Raw genomic sequence first — 15651 nt, 5'->3', positions numbered from 1 at the left:
TGCCGATGGTTCACTCGCCGGCGCTCGCTCACACGAATCCCTCCCTCGCACGACTCCACTTCAGCCGACAGTATCGGCGCGGAATAACCGCCCGCTTCCAGGAAAACCCCGATTCCACCCCCATCCATCGGTGTACGCGACTCCGCCGGAAGTATGACCCCTCACCTCGTGCAGTGGATTGTCAATACCGAATATCACCCAGTGAGGGTCGCTCGATTTCTTCGAATTTCTGCGGTAAGCACCGACTAGAACGCGTTACAGTTTCCGCAGGCACATGCGTCAGGAGGACAAAGAATGGCCGACGATCCCGATCCCACCGCGCGACGGCAGTTGACCGTCAGCGCGCGGGACCTCGACACCCTCGCCGAGGACCTGTCCCGGTGGCTGGACGGCAAGGTCCACGCGGATCACCCGCCCAAGATTTCGGCGCTGTCGCGGCCGCAGGGTGCGGGGATGTCGAGTCCGACGGTGCTGTTCGATGCCGAATGGAGTGTGGACGGGCGCGCGGACGGTGGTTCGTTCGTGGCCAGGATGACACCGGAGGCCGACTCGTTCCCGGTCTTCGAGAACTACGACCTGGAGCTGCAATACCGGATCATGGCCGGGGTCGCGGCCGCCTCGACGGTGCCGGTCCCCGAGCTGTGCTGGCTGGAGACCGACGAGAAGCCGCTCGGCACAAAGTTTTTCGTGATGCGGCGCGTCGATGGGCGGGTGCCGTCGGACAATCCGCCGTATGTGTTCATCGGCTGGCTCTTCGACGCCAGTCCCGAGGAGCGGGCGGAATTGACCGCCAAGACCGTCGAGGTCATTGCGAAGGTACACGAAATCCCCGATCCGGCAACGCGATTCCCGATGCTGGACGGTCCTGGTCAGGCACTGCGCCGACATGTCGAATGGCACCGCAACTGGTACCGCTGGGCATTGGCCGACGACGGCTACCCGATTCCCCTGATCGAGCGAACCTTCGACTGGCTCGACGCGCACTGGCCCGCCGATCCAGGTCCGGACGTACTGAGTTGGGGCGATTCGCGACCGGGCAACATTCTGTACGACGGCTTCACCCCGGTCGGTGTACTGGATTGGGAGATGGCCGGACTCGGCCCGCGCGAACTGGATATCGCCTGGGTCATCTTCATTCACCGCTTCTTCCAGGACCTTGCCACCCGCTTCGATCAGCCCGGACTGCCGGACTTCCTGCGGCGCGCGGATGTCGTCGCGAAATACGAGGAGAACACCGGATATACGGTTCGGGATCTCGACTTCTACATCGTGTACGCCGCGCTGCGGCACGCGATCGTGATGGCCAGGGTCAAGCGCCGGATGATCCACTTCGGCGAGGACACCGACACCCCCGATCGCGACGACTACGTGATGCACCGAGCAAGCCTGGAGGCGCTGCTCGACGGAACCTACGAATGGGATTAGAGGAAATCATGGCTGTATCCAATGGTCGCTCCGCAGGCTCCGCTCCCTCGCCCCTCGACGAATACCCCATCCACCAGACCCACCTGTCCATGTCCCGAGTCGCGAGCAGCGACCGGAACTTCTACGACAGAAGCTATTTCAACGGTCACGACCGCGACGGCGGCACCTTCTTCGTCACCGGCGGCGGGGTGTATCCGAACCTCGGGGTGATCGACGCGTACGCCTGCGTCCGACGTGGCGACATCCAGCGCACGGTCCGCTTCTCCGACGCGCTCGGCGATCGCGGCGTCGACCTGCGTGTCGGCGGCTACCGCATCGAGGTGCAGGAACCGCTGCAGCGGATCCGGGTGATCTGCGAGCACGATGACCTCGGCTTCGACCTCACCTGGCACGGATCCTTCCCCACCGTCGAGGAACAACCGCATCTGATCCTCAACGGCAACCGCCCGATCATCCAGGCCACCCGGTTCGCACAGGTCGGCTCGTGGGAGGGAACGCTGCACGTCGACGGCACGGATCTCAGCGTCGACCCGGCCGTCTGGATGGGCACCAGAGACCGCTCCTGGGGCATTCGCCCGGTCGGCGAACCCGAGCCGCCGGGCCGGGCCGCCGCCGAACCGTCCGGCGGATTCTGGTGGATGTACGCGCCGCTGCGCTTCGACGATTTCGCCATCGTGCTGATACTGCAGGAGGAACCAGACGGCAAGCGCACCCTCAACGACGCCGTCCGCATCTTCCCGGACGGTCGCACCGAGCAGCTGGGGTGGCCGCGCTACCACATCGAATATCGTTCCGGTACAAGGCATCCCATCGGCGCACGGCTGGAGATGATCACCCCCGACGGTAAGCCGCTCGAGGTCGAAGTCCGGACCGTCACCAATATCCCCCTGCACGTCGGCTGCGGATACGGTGGAGATCCGGACTGGTTGCACGGTCGATGGATGGGTCGCGACTGGTCCTCGAGCAGTAGTTACGACCTGACCGATCCGGCCATCGCGGGGCGCATCCCGTTCGGGGTCATCGATCATGTGGCGCACGCGCGCTGCGGGGATTCCGAGGGGTGGGGCCTGTTCGAACACGGAAGTCTCGGGCGGCACGATCCGACCGGGTTCGCCGACTGGGGTTCGGTCGCGCCGTGAGGTTTTCGGTGGGCACGTGCTCGTGCGTGCCCACCGGATTCAGCTCGTCGGCCGTGCCAACTCGGGACGTTTGCGGTAGTCGGTCAACCCGATCACATTTCCCCATGGATCGCCTCGGATATCCATCACCCCACTAAACCACGTTGGTCCAAGGGAGCGATGCCGAATCGATGGGCTTCCCGCGACTGAGAACTGTCCTGCCGGCGGATGTGCCCGATGCCTGGCACCATGTCGCTCCACCGGCGAAACATCTTGCTGAACAAGGTGATTCGGCGGAAGCTTTGTCTGGTTGCGTAAGCGACCGATCGTCCATACCCGTGCCAACGGGTCGGCACCGCCCGAGGGGTCATCATGACAAGTCTTCCCGCATTCCCCGCCGCCGACGAAAGCCCGCTCGACACCTGCATCCGGCTACAGCAGACCGCGCCCGTGGTCGAGGTGGAATTCCCGGGCGGCGTGCCCGCCTATTTGGCGTTGACGCACAACGCCGTTGCGGAAGTCCTCGCCGGCGACAACAAGACCTTCGCCAGGGACCCGAAGCATTGGCCCGCGCTATACGACGGATCGATACCGGAGGATTGGCCGCTACGGGCCATCGTCCAAGGCGACCATCTGTCGACGAAGGATGGTGAGGATCACCGCCGGCTGCGTGGTCTGGTCGGGAAGGGATTTTCACCTCGACGGGTGCAGGCGATGGAACCGCGCATCCAAGAGCTCATCGATGGCCTGTTGGACGACGTGATCGCCGCAGGTGACGGCGTGGATCTGGTACCAGCCTTCACCGACGCGCTGCCGATGGCGGTCATCGCCGAATTGTTCGGTGTGCCAGATGCGGACCGGCCGCGGCTGCGGAAATGGACCTCCACGCTGTTGGCGCACACCACCCCACCGGAGGTGGCATTCGCGACCCAGAACGAGCTCGGGGCTTTCCTGCACGAATTGGTGCAGCGCAAGCAGTTGGAACCCGGCGACGACCTGACCTCGGATCTGGTGCAGGCCCGCGATGCGGGCGATCGGCTCACCACCGACGAATTGGTCGGCGTGCTCTGGCTGATGCTGATCGCCGGTCACGAGACCACGGTGCATCTGCTCGGCCACGCCGTCGTCGCACTGCACCGGGACCCCGATCAGCTGGCATTGGCCAAGGCCGAAGACCGTTGGGCCGATGTGGTCGAGGAAACGCTGCGGTACCGCCATTCGGTGATGATGACCAGCTACCGGTTCACGCTGATCGATGTGACGATCGCCGGTGTGACCATTCCCAAGGGGAATGCGGTCGGTGTGGCCTATCAGGCGACCGGGGTCGATCCGGAGAAGTACGGCGCGACCGCGAACCAGTTCGATCTCACCCGCGAACAGACCGGACATCTCGGCTTCGGACACGGACCGCGCTACTGCATCGGCGCACCGCTCGCCCGATTGGAGAGCCGACTCGCCCTCGCCTCCCTCTACCGGCGGCTGCCGGATCTGCGGCTCACCATCGATCCGGACGATATTCCCTACTCGCCGTCGTTCTTCACCGTCGGCCCGTTGTCCCTGCCGATCGAATTGGGAAAGGTGTCCTGACGCTCGTTATGTCAGTGGCGATTTCGGGGTGAGCGCGGCCGCGATCACTATTCCGTCGACGGTCCGCTTGGGAATAACGAGCGGACCGTCGGCGGCCAGTAGCGCGGCCGCCTCGGCGACGCTGGCGGTGCCGAGTGCGTCATCGGTGCGTGCCGAGGGATTCGGTACGTCGACCTGGGCGAGCTCGGCCGCGGTGAATGTGCGGACCGAGACGCCCAGGCAGTCGGCGGCAGCACGTAGTTCCTCGGCGCGTCGATCGATCGTCGCGAGACAGGTAATAAGCTTGTCGCCCAGCACTTCTCGCAGCGCATTCAGAATCCGTCCGGTCGATGTGCCCGACCGGAACCCGAGACCGACAACCAGTTCAGGCGCTCGCGGATATCCTGCCGGCGCTGCCGTCGCATCGCACAGCGCTGCCACGGGATCGTGCGGATCCAGGGCCGGATCAAGCTGTGCCGCAAACGAGTTGGGCCGAATCACCGGTGCGGCGGTGCGCAACTCGGGCGTGTCAGCCGGCGGCACGGGTGCGGGCGTAGTCGGCGGCTGCCGCGACGAAGCGGCTGGTGGCTCCGGGGTTTCCGGCGGGATGGGTGTGCAGGTAGGAGGCGTGGACACGGTGGATGAGAGCGCCCTCGCGGATCCGGTCGCCTGCGGAGTGCCAGCCCCAGGCGGGGGTATCGGTGCCGGCGGTGACCAGGCGGGTGCGGTGGAATTCGTGGCCGCGCACCCGTTCTCCCGCGCGCCATAGCGCGGAATCGGCCAGTGCCACGGCATCTCGATAGCCGAGGGTCAAGCGGGGGCCGAATTCGGCTGTCGCATCAACCACACCCGCCATCGGATGGCCATCCAGCGAGCGGCTGAGATAGAGCAATCCGGCACATTCGGCATGCACTGGAAGGCCCGCCCCGGCGTGCTCCGCGACCTGCGCCAACAGCCGATCATTGGCAGCCAGTGCCGCCGCATGCTCCTCCGGAAACCCGCCGGGCAATACCAAACCTGCTGTCCCCGTGGGCAGTTCATCCCGCATCGGATCGAAGACCACAACCCGCGCTCCTGCGGCCTCCAACAACTCCCGGTGCTCCGCGTACCCGAACGTGAACGCAGGCCCACCAGCCATCGCAATTACCGGATCGAGCCCGGCCCCTGCGAACGCCGGCGTCGCGCGTTCTGCGGCTGAACGCGCTCCCTCGCCGCCCCCTGCAGGAGCTGCAATGGCAGTGTTGTTGCGACCCTCGGCATTCGAATGACTCGCGGCACCCGCAAACGCGCTGGTCACATCTGCGGCGATCGCTTCGTCCACGCTCGGCGCGGCCGCGGTGCTCGAGTCTTCGGATTCGCGGACCGCGGTTACCGGATCCCAGGCTGGGGCGGTGGTGGTCGAGCGGGCGAGGCGGGCGATGGTGCCGAGATCGACGTGGGCGGCGACGAGGTCGGTCATTGCTTCGACGGCGGCGGTGGCGGCGTGGCCGTGTTCGACTGCGGGGATGAGCCCGAGGTGGCGGGAGGGGACCTCGAGTTCGGCCATGCGCGGTAGTGATCCGAGGACCGGGAGGCCGACTCGGTCACAGGCGGCGCGCAGTACCTGGTCGTGACGCTCGCTCCCGACGCGGTTCAGGATGACGCCGCCCAAGCTGATGGCGGTGTCGAAGGTGGCGAAGCCGTGCAGGAGAGCGGCGAGACTCTGACTGTGGCCACGGGCATCGACGACCAAAATCACTGGGGCGCCGAGCAATCCGGCAACCTGCGCGGTCGACCCCTCGGCGATCGGTGCGGCGTGGTTCTCGTCGATGCGGCCGTCGAACAGACCCATTACGCCCTCGACCACCGCCAGATCACACCCCTGGGCACCGTGGCGGTACAGCGGAACAACGCGATCCGCGCCGACCAGCACCGGATCGAGATTGCGACCGGGCCGCCCAGCCGCCAGGCCGTGATACCCCGGATCGATATAGTCCGGCCCCACCTTGAATGGCGCCACCCGATGCCCGGCCCGGCGCAGCGCCCCGATCAGACTGGTCGCCAACGTCGTCTTCCCGCTGCCCGAAGCGGGCGCGGCGATCACTACCGCCGGAACCTGCCCCGCGCTCACGACCGCCGCCCACTTTCTCGGGCACACGAACGCGGAATACCGACCCGCGCCGGCTTTCGGTACGTCGGGTGATCACCATGCGCTGGTGCAGGCAAACCCCGAGTACCAGCCTCCACCAGTGCATTCTCGAGCGGTTCCGCGGAGGGTGTGGTCACCATTCGATGCCTCGTTGGCCCTTGCGGCCGGCGTCCATGGGGTGCTTGATTTTGGTCATTTCGGTGACGAGGTCGGCGGCATCCGAGAGTGCTGCGGGGGCATCGCGGCCGGTGATGACCACATGTTGGTTGCCTGGGCGGTTGCGCAGAGTTTCGACTACCTCGTCGGTATCGACCCAACCCCATTTGAGCGGGTAGGTGAATTCGTCGAGAACGTAGAAGCGGTGCTGCTCAGCCTGCAGCCTGCGCGCGATCTCGCGCCACCCGGCCAGTGCGGCGGCGGCATGGTCCTCATCGGTGCCCTGCTTGCGGGTCCACGACCACCCCTCGCCCATCTTGTGCCATTCGACCGGCCCACCGACACCGGTCTCCTCGTGCAGGCGGCCGAGGGTGCGAAATGCCGCCTCCTCCCCCACCTTCCACTTGGCACTCTTGACGAACTGGAATACCGCGATATCGAATCCCTGATTCCACGCCCGCAACGCCATCCCGAACGCGGCCGTCGACTTCCCCTTCCCCGGCCCCGTATGCACCGCGAGCACCGGCAAATTCCGCCGCTGCCGCGTCGTCAGCCCGTCATCCGGAACCGTCTCCGGCACACCCTTAGGCATCGAAACTCCTTGATAGCCCATCGAACAGAACTTCCATCCGACCGCACGGCGGCCGAACTCGCGAAAAGTAATGGCCCCCAAGGCGCTCGCGTGCAAGCAACCCGACCGGCGGTGATTCCGAGCCGATCGACGACCGAAGACGCGGAGGGTCCCCCGCACAGGTTCGCCGGCCAGCCTTGTCCGCGCCGTGATGACGCGAGACGGATCGAGATGCCGATGCCGATGCCGATGCGATCATGCGCCGAAAGGCCGAATGCCGGGCTACGGGTTCGGTAGGTAGATCCGCCACGATCAGGCGGCTCGGGTCACACCGAGGCGACCGGATCCGGCGCGGACGACGTCGGCGACCGAGTCGCCGGTCAGTTCGGCGAGTTGGAGGTAGCCTGCGCGGAGCGTGCGGGCCAGGTCGGCGGCGAGGCCAAGGCGGACCATGCCGCGTTCGCAATCCACGACGATCGAGGTGATCGCCTCGACGGCAAGCAGATTCGCGGCGGCGCGGGCGCGGGGCACCGGATCGACGCCGCCAGTGGCACGGCCGTCGGTGAGCAGGACCAGCATCGGGCGGCGGCGCGGATCGCGGACGCGTTCGCGGTGCACGACCTCGCGGGCCTTCAAAAGCCCTGCGGCGAGTGGGGTTTTGCCGCCTGTGCGAATACCGGACAGGCGTCGCACCGCGATATCCACCGAGGAGGTCGGCGGCAGGACGAGTTCGGCTTCCACGCCCCGCAGCGTGATCACGGCGACCTTGTCCCGACGCTGGTAGGCGTCGCGCAGCAGAGCGACGACCGCGCCGGTAACCGCCGACAGACGGTCGCGCGCCGCCATGGATCCGGAGGCATCGACCACGAATACCACCAGATTGCCTTCGCGCCCTTCGCGATACGCACCGCGCAGATCCTCGGCGGCCAGTTTCAACGGGCCGTCGGCTCGGCCGCGGGAGTGCTGGTGCGGTGCGGCGGCGAATACGGTGCCGAGTAGGTGCAGGCCGCCGGAGGTATCGGTACTGGACCGCACCGTGCGTCCCTGCCTCGTCTGTGCGCGCGAACGGCGGCCCGCCGCACCCTCGCCGATGCCGGGCACCTCCCAACGCGGCGGTGTCACAATGGATGTCGCGGGAGCGCCGATACGACCCTCGCGCGCGGACGGCGACTGCCCGCCGCCCAGCGAATCCGATCCATCGCCGTCAGGGGCTGGTGCACCCGGACCGCCAGGGCCTGGACCGCCATCCGGATCGTCGTCCGGGCCTCGATCATCCGAGCCACCGTTAGCGGGACCACCATCCCGATCGTTCGCATTGTTCCCCGCACTGTCGACATCGCTGGGGCCGTCCGGACCACCACGCGAACCCCCATCGTTCGACCGGCCGTCGAGATCATCTCCTGCAAGCTCGTCCGCACCGTGCTCCAATTCCGCACGCTCGCTGGACCTTTCTGCCTCTTCCCCCGCCGCACGCATCGCCTCGTCCAGCTGCTCTTCGCTGATCCCGGGCTCGTCGAACGGATCCCGCCGCCGCCGATGCGGCAATGCCAACTCGGCCGCAACCCGCACATCCGCCTCGGCCACCGCGTCCGCCCCGCGCCAGGCCGCATGCGCGGTGGCGGTCCTGGCAACCACGAGGTCTGCCCGCATCCCGTCCACATCGAATGACGCACATAGCGCGGCGATCCGCCGCAACTCCACATCATCGAGCGCGACGGACGCGACCCGCTCGCGGGCGGTGAGAATTCGCTCGGCCACCTCTCGATCGGCCGCGGCATAGCGTGCGGCGAATCCGGCCGGATCCGCCTCGTAGTCCAGCCGACGCCGCACCACCGACATCCGCACGTCCACGTTCCGCGATGCCGTGACATCGACGGTGAGCCCGAACCGGTCCAGCAGCTGCGGCCGCAACTCGCCTTCCTCCGGATTCATGGTGCCGACCAGCACGAACCGCGCCGGATGCGAATGCGAGACCCCATCGCGCTCGATATGCACCCGTCCCATCGCGGCGGCATCGAGCAGCACGTCCACCAGGTGGTCGTGCAGCAGATTCACCTCGTCGACGTAGAGCACGCCGTGATGCGCGGCCGCCAACAGCCCGGGCCGGAACGCCTGCTCGCCGTCGCGCAGCACCCGCTCCAGATCCAAGGAACCGACCACTCGGTCTTCTGTGGCCCCCACCGGCAACTCGACCAGCCGAGCCGGCCGCGCACCCGTCTCATCGACGATGGGCGGCAGCAATTGCGCAAGCGCCCGCACCACAGTCGATTTCGCGGTTCCCTTCTCCCCGCGCACCAAGACGCCGCCGATCCCGGGATGCACCGCACACAGGATCAACGCCAGCTGCAACCGCTCCTGCCCCACCACCGCCGAGAACGGAAAGCCCGCATCACCATCAGCACCGGGACGCGCCCCGGTCAGCGAAGAGGCATGCGGCGCGGTTTCGGTACGGGACATCGACACGCCCCCGACTCTATTAGCGCCACCACCCCCACCCTCCAGCACCCTCCACTGCGGGACACCATCCAGAGTCGCATCAGGGGAAAGAGCGGGCCTTCCACTCGATCAACCACCACGGAGCGAGTCTCATGAGCAACCCGCTCACGGGCGGTCTCGTCGAACCGAACGCAGCGCACACTCCGAATGTCGGTGCGCACATCAGGTGCCGAACGACCCACCATCACCGACCCCCACGGAGCGAGTCTTACGAGCGAGGAGTTCGCGGCCCGTCTCGCGTCCGAGCCGTCGAAGCGCATGCGACGAAGTCGCGAGTCTCGACGGCTCGGACGCGAGACACCAGGGGGCCGCGAACACGCCGCGCCGAAGGCGCGGCCAACAACTCAGCCCTTGCGCATGGGCAGATGCATGATGCCGTCTTCTTCGAACTCGTCGCCGTCCGGTTTGAAGCCGAACTTGGCGTACAAGTCGACCAGGTAGGTCTGGGCACTCAGGCGCACGGTCGCCGAACCCGCCTCGGCGAGCGCGGCCTGCACCAGCCGGGTGGTGTACCCGTGTCCACGCGCCGGAACCGACGTGCACACCCGGCCGATGCGGAACGATTTCACACCGTTCTCGTGCTCCTCGGTCAACCGCAGCGTCGAGATGATCTCGCCCTCGTCATCGAGCCAGAAATGGCGCGTCTCCGGCAGCAGGTCGAAACCGTCCAGCTCCGGGTACGCGCATTTCTGCTCGACGACAAATACTTCGACGCGAAGCTTCAACAGCTGGTACAGGGTGGCGGTGTCGAGATCGAGCGCCCAGGACCGTTTGAGTGCAACCGTTGACATCATCGCGTCTTGCTATCACAATTACGCGATCCGCGCGACCGCTGTATCCAATTTGCGATGTTCGCGGGGCCCTGCGTGGTTACGCGAGCCACCGCCTCCGAGCCCGTCGCTCACATCACGGTGTGCTTCGGCGTGTTGTCCGACACACCGTTCAGGTTCAGGGTTTTGGTCGACCAATCCCAGACTTCCTGGAACAGCGCCTGGTTCTCCGAGAGCTTCACGCCCAGCGAGGGCACCATTTCCTTCAGCTTCGGCGACCAGTCGTCGTACTCGTGCGGGAAGCAGCGCTGCAGCACGTCGATCATGGCGCTCACGCCGGTCGACGCGCCGGGTGACGCGCCGAGCAGACCCGCAATGGTGCCGTCTTCAGCGGCAACGACCGCCGTGCCGAACTCGAGCACACCGCCCGCACCCTTGCGCCGGATGACCTGCACGCGCTGCCCCGCGGTGATCAGCTCCCAGTCGTGGCCGTCCGCGCGCGGAATGAACTCCTCCAGCGTGGCAACCTTGCCCGCCTCGGACTTGAGCAGCTCGCTGACCAGGTACTTGGTCAGGCCGAGTTCGGTGACGCCGACGCCGAGCAGCGAGAAGATGTTGTTCGGCTTCACCGACTTGAACAGATCGGTGTTCTTACCGTCCTTGAGGAACTTCGGCGTCCACCCGGCGTACGGGCCGAACAGCAGGCCGGGACGACCCCTGATGATGCGAGTGTCCAAGTGCGGCACCGACATCGGCGGCGCACCGACGGCGGCCTTGCCGTAGACCTTGGCCTCGTGCTTGTAGATCAGATCCGGGTTGGTGCAGCGGATGAACTGACCGCTGATCGGGAAGCCGCCGAAACCCTTGGCCTCCTTGATGCCCGACTTCTGCAGCAGCGGCAGCGCACCGCCGCCGGCGCCGACGAAGACGAATTTGCTGATGAGCGTCCGGGTTTGGCGAGTTCGCAGGTTGCGCACCTTGACCAGCCAGGAACCGTCGGACTGCTTGGTGAGGTCGCGCACCTCGTGACCGAAGGCCAGATCGACGCCGGAACGGCCGAGGTAGGCAAGCAGTTCGCTGGTGAGCGAACCGAAGTCGATATCGGTGCCCTCATCGGTCCAGTTGAGCGCGATCGGATCGGAGAAGTCGCGGCCCCTGGCCATCAGCGGCAGCCGCTTGGCGAATTCGTCGGGGCTGTCGACGTATTCCATCGTCGAGAACAGCGGATGCCGCGAAAGCGCCTCGTACCGCTTGCGTAGGTAGTCCACATTGTCCGCGCCGTGCACGAAGCTGACGTGCGGGATGGGGTTGATGAAGGCGGAGGGATCGCCGAGGATGCCGTTCTCCACGCCGTAGGACCAGAACTGGCGCGAGACCTGGAAGCGCTCGTTGATGTCGATGGCCTTGCTGATATCGACCGAGCCGTCCGGATTCTGCGGACTGTAGTTCAGTTCGCACAGTGCGGAGTGTCCGGTGCCCGCGTTGTTCCACGGATCGCTGCTCTCGGCGGCGGCCGCGTCCAGCCGCTCGAATAGGGAGATCGACCATTCCGGCTGCAGCTGCCGAAGCAGTGCGCCGAGAGTGGCACTCATGATGCCGGCACCGATGAGTACTACATCGGTCTTTTCAGTCATGGCAGCGTTCGGCACGGGTAGATCGACTTCCTTGTCCTTCTGCGCACGCCCACCCCCACGGTGGGCCTGCTGGGCACGGGCGCTATGTGGTTGTTGCGAGTCCTGCGTGACTCGGCGAGGTGTAGGTTACCCGCCGTTCACCTAGCCCAATTGTGCACCTCACCTGTTCGAAGTCCGGCAACGAACCTACTGAATGTGACATACATTCCTTCCTGGGTTCGACCTTCGAAACGTCCCTGACGTCGCCTAGATTGATCCTTGTGACGAATAAAGCTTCGCTCAGCGTGTCCGATATCACCGCCCCGGCAACCGAGCGATGGCAGCCCGATGTCCTCGGTGCGGGCTATGAGCAGCGCACGCTGCCGCTCGGTCCGGACCCCGATGGTGAGGGCGAGGCCGTCGCGACCCTCGTTCGCTACACCCCCGACACCGGCGCCGCCACCACCGAACCCGCGGTGCTCTACGTCCACGGTTTCACCGACTACTTCTTCCAGCAGCATCTCGCCGAACACTTCGCCGGGCGCGGACATCGCTTCTACGCGCTGGATCTGCGCAAGTGCGGTCGCTCGCTGCGCGACGGCCAGACGCCGCACTACGTCACCGATCTGGCGCTCTACGACGCCGAGCTGAACGAGTCGCTGCGCATCGTCCAGGAAGAGGCGGGCGACAACGTGCTGCTGGTCGCGCATTCGACCGGTGGACTCATCGTGTCGCTCTGGCTGAACCGGCTCAACGACGCGAAGGGCACGGCCAAGTCGGGCATTGTCGGCCTGGTGCTCAACAGCCCCTGGTTCGATCTGCAGGGCCCGTCGTACTACCGGACCATCGGCACCCCGGTGATCAAGATGCTCGGCCGGATCCGGTCGATGGTCGAGCTACCCGGTAACAAGATCAGCTCCTACGGCGACAGCCTGCACCACAGCGTCGCGGGCGAGTGGGATTACAACCTGGATTGGAAGCCGCTGGCGGGCTTCCCGGTCCGGCTCGGCTGGCTGCGCGCGATCCGCAACGGGCACGCCCAGTTGCAGGCGGGGCTGTCGGTCGGCGTGCCCGCGTTGATTCTGCGTTCGCGCATCACGAAATTCGCGCGCAAGTACGGTCCGGCCGTCGATGTGGCGGATGCGGTGCTCGATGTGCGCCAGATCCAGCGCTGGTCGGGCTGCCTCGGTGATCGGACCAATATCGTCCCGATCGACGGCGCCCGCCACGATGTCTTCCTGTCCTCGGCCGAACCGCTGGCCAAGGCCTTCGCCGAACTCGACAGCTGGCTGGACTGGCTAGCGGCCTTCCACCGGAAGACCGCCGGATCACCAGAGGCTGGTGCGTAGCACGATCTCGGTGGCCAATTCGTGGTCGGCCTCGGTCGCCACATTGTCGACGTCGATCTCCACGACCCGGAATTCGCCGTAGACGTAGCGCCCGGAGGCATCCGCGACCGAACGCGGCAGATTCTTGGTGACCAGCACGGTGGCGGCGACCTCCACCGGACGACACGTGGGGTCCGCGACGGTGCCGTCGGCAGCCGGAATCGCGGGATGGCCGCGATCGGCGACGACAAGGCTGATGAACCGGCCGAAACCGCCCGCGCAGACCTGCCAGCCCAGCTGCGCGCCGGCGCCGCGTCCTGCGACATTCACCCAGGGGATGCCGAGTTCGTCGAGGATGGCGTGCACGCCCGCCGGATCCAGGTCCGCTATCGATTCCACCGCAATGGTGCGCAGGTCCGAGGTGTGCAGGCGCGCGCACACCTGGTCGTAGACGTCGACCGGATCACCGGCATCGGGCAACAGCAGCACGCTGTGCCGAGACTCCGGGCCGTCGACCCGTACGGTCCATGCCCGGTCACCGACCGTGATCCGCCGAGATTTCACCCGAAATACGGTACACGCTCGAAGTCAACTTCTCGGTCCGTAATGGCCGCGCGCGGTGGAAACGACCGGACCGACGCCTGAGTCCGCAATTTCTCCCTAGCGCTGGGAATCCGGGACGCCTTGCGCACCAAGTAGAACGGGACCGTTGTCAGTTCACACAAGCCAGGAACGCACAACATTTCGGCGATTGTGCGAGCTGATCAAAAGGGTGTGCTGCCGACTCCCAAGCCAGAGACGATGGTCGGCGAATCGGTGGGCGCACCGTCGGCGAGCAGGCGTTCGAGGTGGGCGATGTCGAGGTGCTGTTCGATCAGGTCGGCGAGCAGGTCGAGTTGAGACGCGCGGATCGCGGCTACCGAAATGTTGTCGGCAACGACGAAACCGTGCCGTCCGGCGTGGACGGCGACCTCGCGTAGCCAAGAGCGACGGAACTCATCCGATTCCAGCAACCCGTGCAGGTGGGTGCCCCAGATCGCGTCGCGCGCCGTGCCCTCTGTGGTCGGCGAGCCGTCCAGCTCCAGCCAGGACGGATCACCGCTGCGCTCGACGCGACCGTGGTGAATCTCGTAGCCGTGCACGGGGATTCCGTTACCGCGCCCGGTGCTGCGTCGCAGCACCTTGGGGTCGGCGAATTCGATCTCCAGATCGAGCAGACCCAGACCCGCGACCGTCCCGGCATCCGATTCGACCCGGTCGACGATGCGACTCCCGAGCATCTGATATCCGCCGCAGATGCCGAGGATCGGCCGCCCGGATGCCGCTCTGGCCTGTAGCGCATCGGCAATTCCGGTGCGCCGCAACCACTCCAGATCCGAGACGGTCGCCTTACTGCCCGGCAGCACCACCAGATCGGCATCGGCCAGCCGGGACGGTTCGCCGACCCAGCGCACCGCGACACCGGGCTCACAGGCCAACGCTTCGATATCGGTGGAATTGGAGATGCGCGGCAGACGGATCGCGGCGACCGTGAGCCAATCGGCGCCGACCGGCGGGCTGGGACGGCCGACCGGCGCGTCGGCGACCGTGCCGAGCGAGTCCTCCGCGTCGATCCACAGTTCGTCCGCGTAGGGAATGACGCCGAGTGTGCGGCGTCCGGTCAGCTCGGTGAGCCGGTCGAGTCCGGGACGCAGCAATTCGACATCGCCGCGGAACTTGTTGACGATGAAGCCGGCGATCAGTTGCTGGTCTTCGGGCTCGAGGACGGCCACGGTGCCGAACAGGTGCGCGAGCACGCCGCCGCGGTCGATATCGCCGACCACGAGCACCGGCAGTCGCGCCGCCCGGGCGAGCCCCATATTCGCCAGATCGGTGGCGCGCAGGTTGATTTCGGCGGGCGAACCGGCGCCCTCGCAGATCACCACGTCGTATTCGGCGCGCAGCGAATCCAGTTCGGCGGCAACGACTTCGCGTAGGTCCTGGCGATGCTGGAAATAGTCACGCGCACCGACGGTGCCGATGGCCTTGCCGCGCACCACGAGTTGGGAGCGTCGGTCGCTGCCGGGTTTGAGCAGGACCGGATTGAATCGGACGCTCGGCTCGAGCCCGCACGCCGCCGCCTGCAGGGCCTGCGCGCGACCGATCTCGCCGCCGTCGAGGGTGACCACCGAATTGTTGGACATGTTCTGCGCCTTGAACGGCGCGACTCGAACGCCGCGCCGGGCGAGCATGCGGCAAAGTCCGGCCACCACAACGCTTTTCCCGGCGTCGGAGGTTGTTCCGGCGATCAGCAGCGCGCCCGTCGATGCGCTGGTCACGGCGCGAGCCCGCGCGGTCCACCCGTCACGGCACGATGAGAATCTCGGCACCCGGGCCGGTCACAACCCAACAGCGCGAACTTCGAACCGCGCGGTCCACCCGTCACGGCACGGTCAGAATCTCGGCGCCCGGGCCAGTCACAACCCAACAGCGCGAACTTC

At 66.4% G+C, this 15651-nt stretch carries 12 protein-coding genes; 4 read left to right on the top strand and 8 right to left on the bottom strand.

The window, feature by feature from the left end:
* The first annotated feature begins 294 nt into the window (after positions 1-294).
* From ACQPYR_RS11730 to ACQPYR_RS11720, 3 genes are all read left to right on the top strand, one after another.
* Entirely contained in the window at positions 295-1425 is a 1131-nt protein-coding gene (locus ACQPYR_RS11730) for a phosphotransferase family protein (protein WP_433631047.1), read from the top strand.
* Between the two features lie 8 nt (positions 1426-1433).
* Positions 1434-2564, top strand: coding sequence for a hypothetical protein (locus ACQPYR_RS11725; RefSeq protein ID WP_433631045.1), 1131 nt, complete (start codon positions 1434-1436; stop codon positions 2562-2564).
* Between the two features lie 351 nt (positions 2565-2915).
* Positions 2916-4130, top strand: a complete 1215-nt coding sequence (locus tag ACQPYR_RS11720; protein ID WP_433631042.1) for a cytochrome P450 family protein — start codon at positions 2916-2918, stop codon at positions 4128-4130.
* A gap of 6 nt (positions 4131-4136) precedes the next feature.
* Here ACQPYR_RS11720 and ACQPYR_RS11715 read toward each other — a convergent pair whose 3' ends face one another.
* From ACQPYR_RS11715 to mqo, 6 genes are all read right to left on the bottom strand, one after another.
* On the bottom strand, positions 4137-4652 hold the full coding sequence (locus ACQPYR_RS11715) for a cobalamin biosynthesis protein (protein ID WP_433631040.1): 516 nt from the start codon (positions 4650-4652) through the stop codon (positions 4137-4139).
* A complete protein-coding gene (locus ACQPYR_RS11710; protein WP_433631038.1) occupies positions 4639-6219 on the bottom strand; it encodes a cobyrinate a,c-diamide synthase in 1581 nt (526 codons plus the stop codon). The genes ACQPYR_RS11715 and ACQPYR_RS11710 overlap by 14 nt, the downstream gene beginning before the upstream one ends.
* 151 nt (positions 6220-6370) lie before the next feature.
* On the bottom strand, positions 6371-6985 hold the full coding sequence (gene cobO, locus ACQPYR_RS11705; RefSeq protein WP_433631035.1) for a cob(I)yrinic acid a,c-diamide adenosyltransferase: 615 nt from the start codon (positions 6983-6985) through the stop codon (positions 6371-6373).
* A gap of 291 nt (positions 6986-7276) precedes the next feature.
* The gene (locus ACQPYR_RS11700) at positions 7277-9421 is read right to left on the bottom strand and encodes a VWA domain-containing protein (RefSeq protein ID WP_433635105.1); all 2145 of its coding nucleotides are present in this window, start codon (positions 9419-9421) and stop codon (positions 7277-7279) included.
* Between the two features lie 383 nt (positions 9422-9804).
* Positions 9805-10254 (bottom strand): GNAT family N-acetyltransferase, encoded by a 450-nt coding sequence (locus ACQPYR_RS11695; RefSeq protein ID WP_063045533.1) that lies wholly within the window; start codon positions 10252-10254, stop codon positions 9805-9807.
* 107 nt (positions 10255-10361) lie between these two features.
* Entirely contained in the window at positions 10362-11864 is a 1503-nt protein-coding gene (mqo, locus tag ACQPYR_RS11690; protein WP_433631032.1) for a malate dehydrogenase (quinone), read from the bottom strand.
* Between the two features lie 260 nt (positions 11865-12124).
* Between mqo and ACQPYR_RS11685 the strand changes: the two genes are divergently transcribed.
* Positions 12125-13192, top strand: a complete 1068-nt coding sequence (locus ACQPYR_RS11685) for an alpha/beta hydrolase (protein WP_433631030.1) — start codon at positions 12125-12127, stop codon at positions 13190-13192.
* Here ACQPYR_RS11685 and ACQPYR_RS11680 read toward each other — a convergent pair.
* Positions 13172-13735: an alpha/beta hydrolase gene (locus tag ACQPYR_RS11680; RefSeq protein ID WP_397046632.1), complete on the bottom strand. Its 564-nt coding sequence runs from the start codon at positions 13733-13735 to the stop codon at positions 13172-13174. The genes ACQPYR_RS11685 and ACQPYR_RS11680 overlap by 21 nt on opposite strands.
* A 200-nt stretch (positions 13736-13935) precedes the next feature.
* Positions 13936-15489, bottom strand: coding sequence for a cobyric acid synthase (locus tag ACQPYR_RS11675; RefSeq protein ID WP_433631027.1), 1554 nt, complete (start codon positions 15487-15489; stop codon positions 13936-13938).
* Positions 15490-15651 lie beyond the last annotated feature (162 nt).

The organism is Nocardia sp. CA-120079 (assembly GCF_050955745.1).
In the GTDB taxonomy this organism is placed as follows: Bacteria; Actinomycetota; Actinomycetes; order Mycobacteriales; family Mycobacteriaceae; genus Nocardia.
This window is presented reverse-complemented; position numbering and strand designations above follow the sequence as displayed.

Excerpts from the sequence above, each read along its gene's own strand:
- ACQPYR_RS11720 (WP_433631042.1), top strand. The coding sequence starts at position 2,916 with ATGACAAGTCTTCCCGCATTCCCCGCCGCCGACGAAAGCCCGCTCGAC.
- ACQPYR_RS11730 (WP_433631047.1), top strand. The coding sequence starts at position 295 with ATGGCCGACGATCCCGATCCCACCGCGCGACGGCAGTTGACCGTCAGC.
- ACQPYR_RS11695 (WP_063045533.1), bottom strand. The coding sequence starts at position 10,254 with ATGATGTCAACGGTTGCACTCAAACGGTCCTGGGCGCTCGATCTCGAC.
- mqo (WP_433631032.1), bottom strand. The coding sequence starts at position 11,864 with ATGACTGAAAAGACCGATGTAGTACTCATCGGTGCCGGCATCATGAGT.
- cobO (WP_433631035.1), bottom strand. The coding sequence starts at position 6,985 with ATGCCTAAGGGTGTGCCGGAGACGGTTCCGGATGACGGGCTGACGACG.
- ACQPYR_RS11700 (WP_433635105.1), bottom strand. The coding sequence starts at position 9,421 with ATGTCCCGTACCGAAACCGCGCCGCATGCCTCTTCGCTGACCGGGGCG.
- ACQPYR_RS11725 (WP_433631045.1), top strand. The coding sequence starts at position 1,434 with ATGGCTGTATCCAATGGTCGCTCCGCAGGCTCCGCTCCCTCGCCCCTC.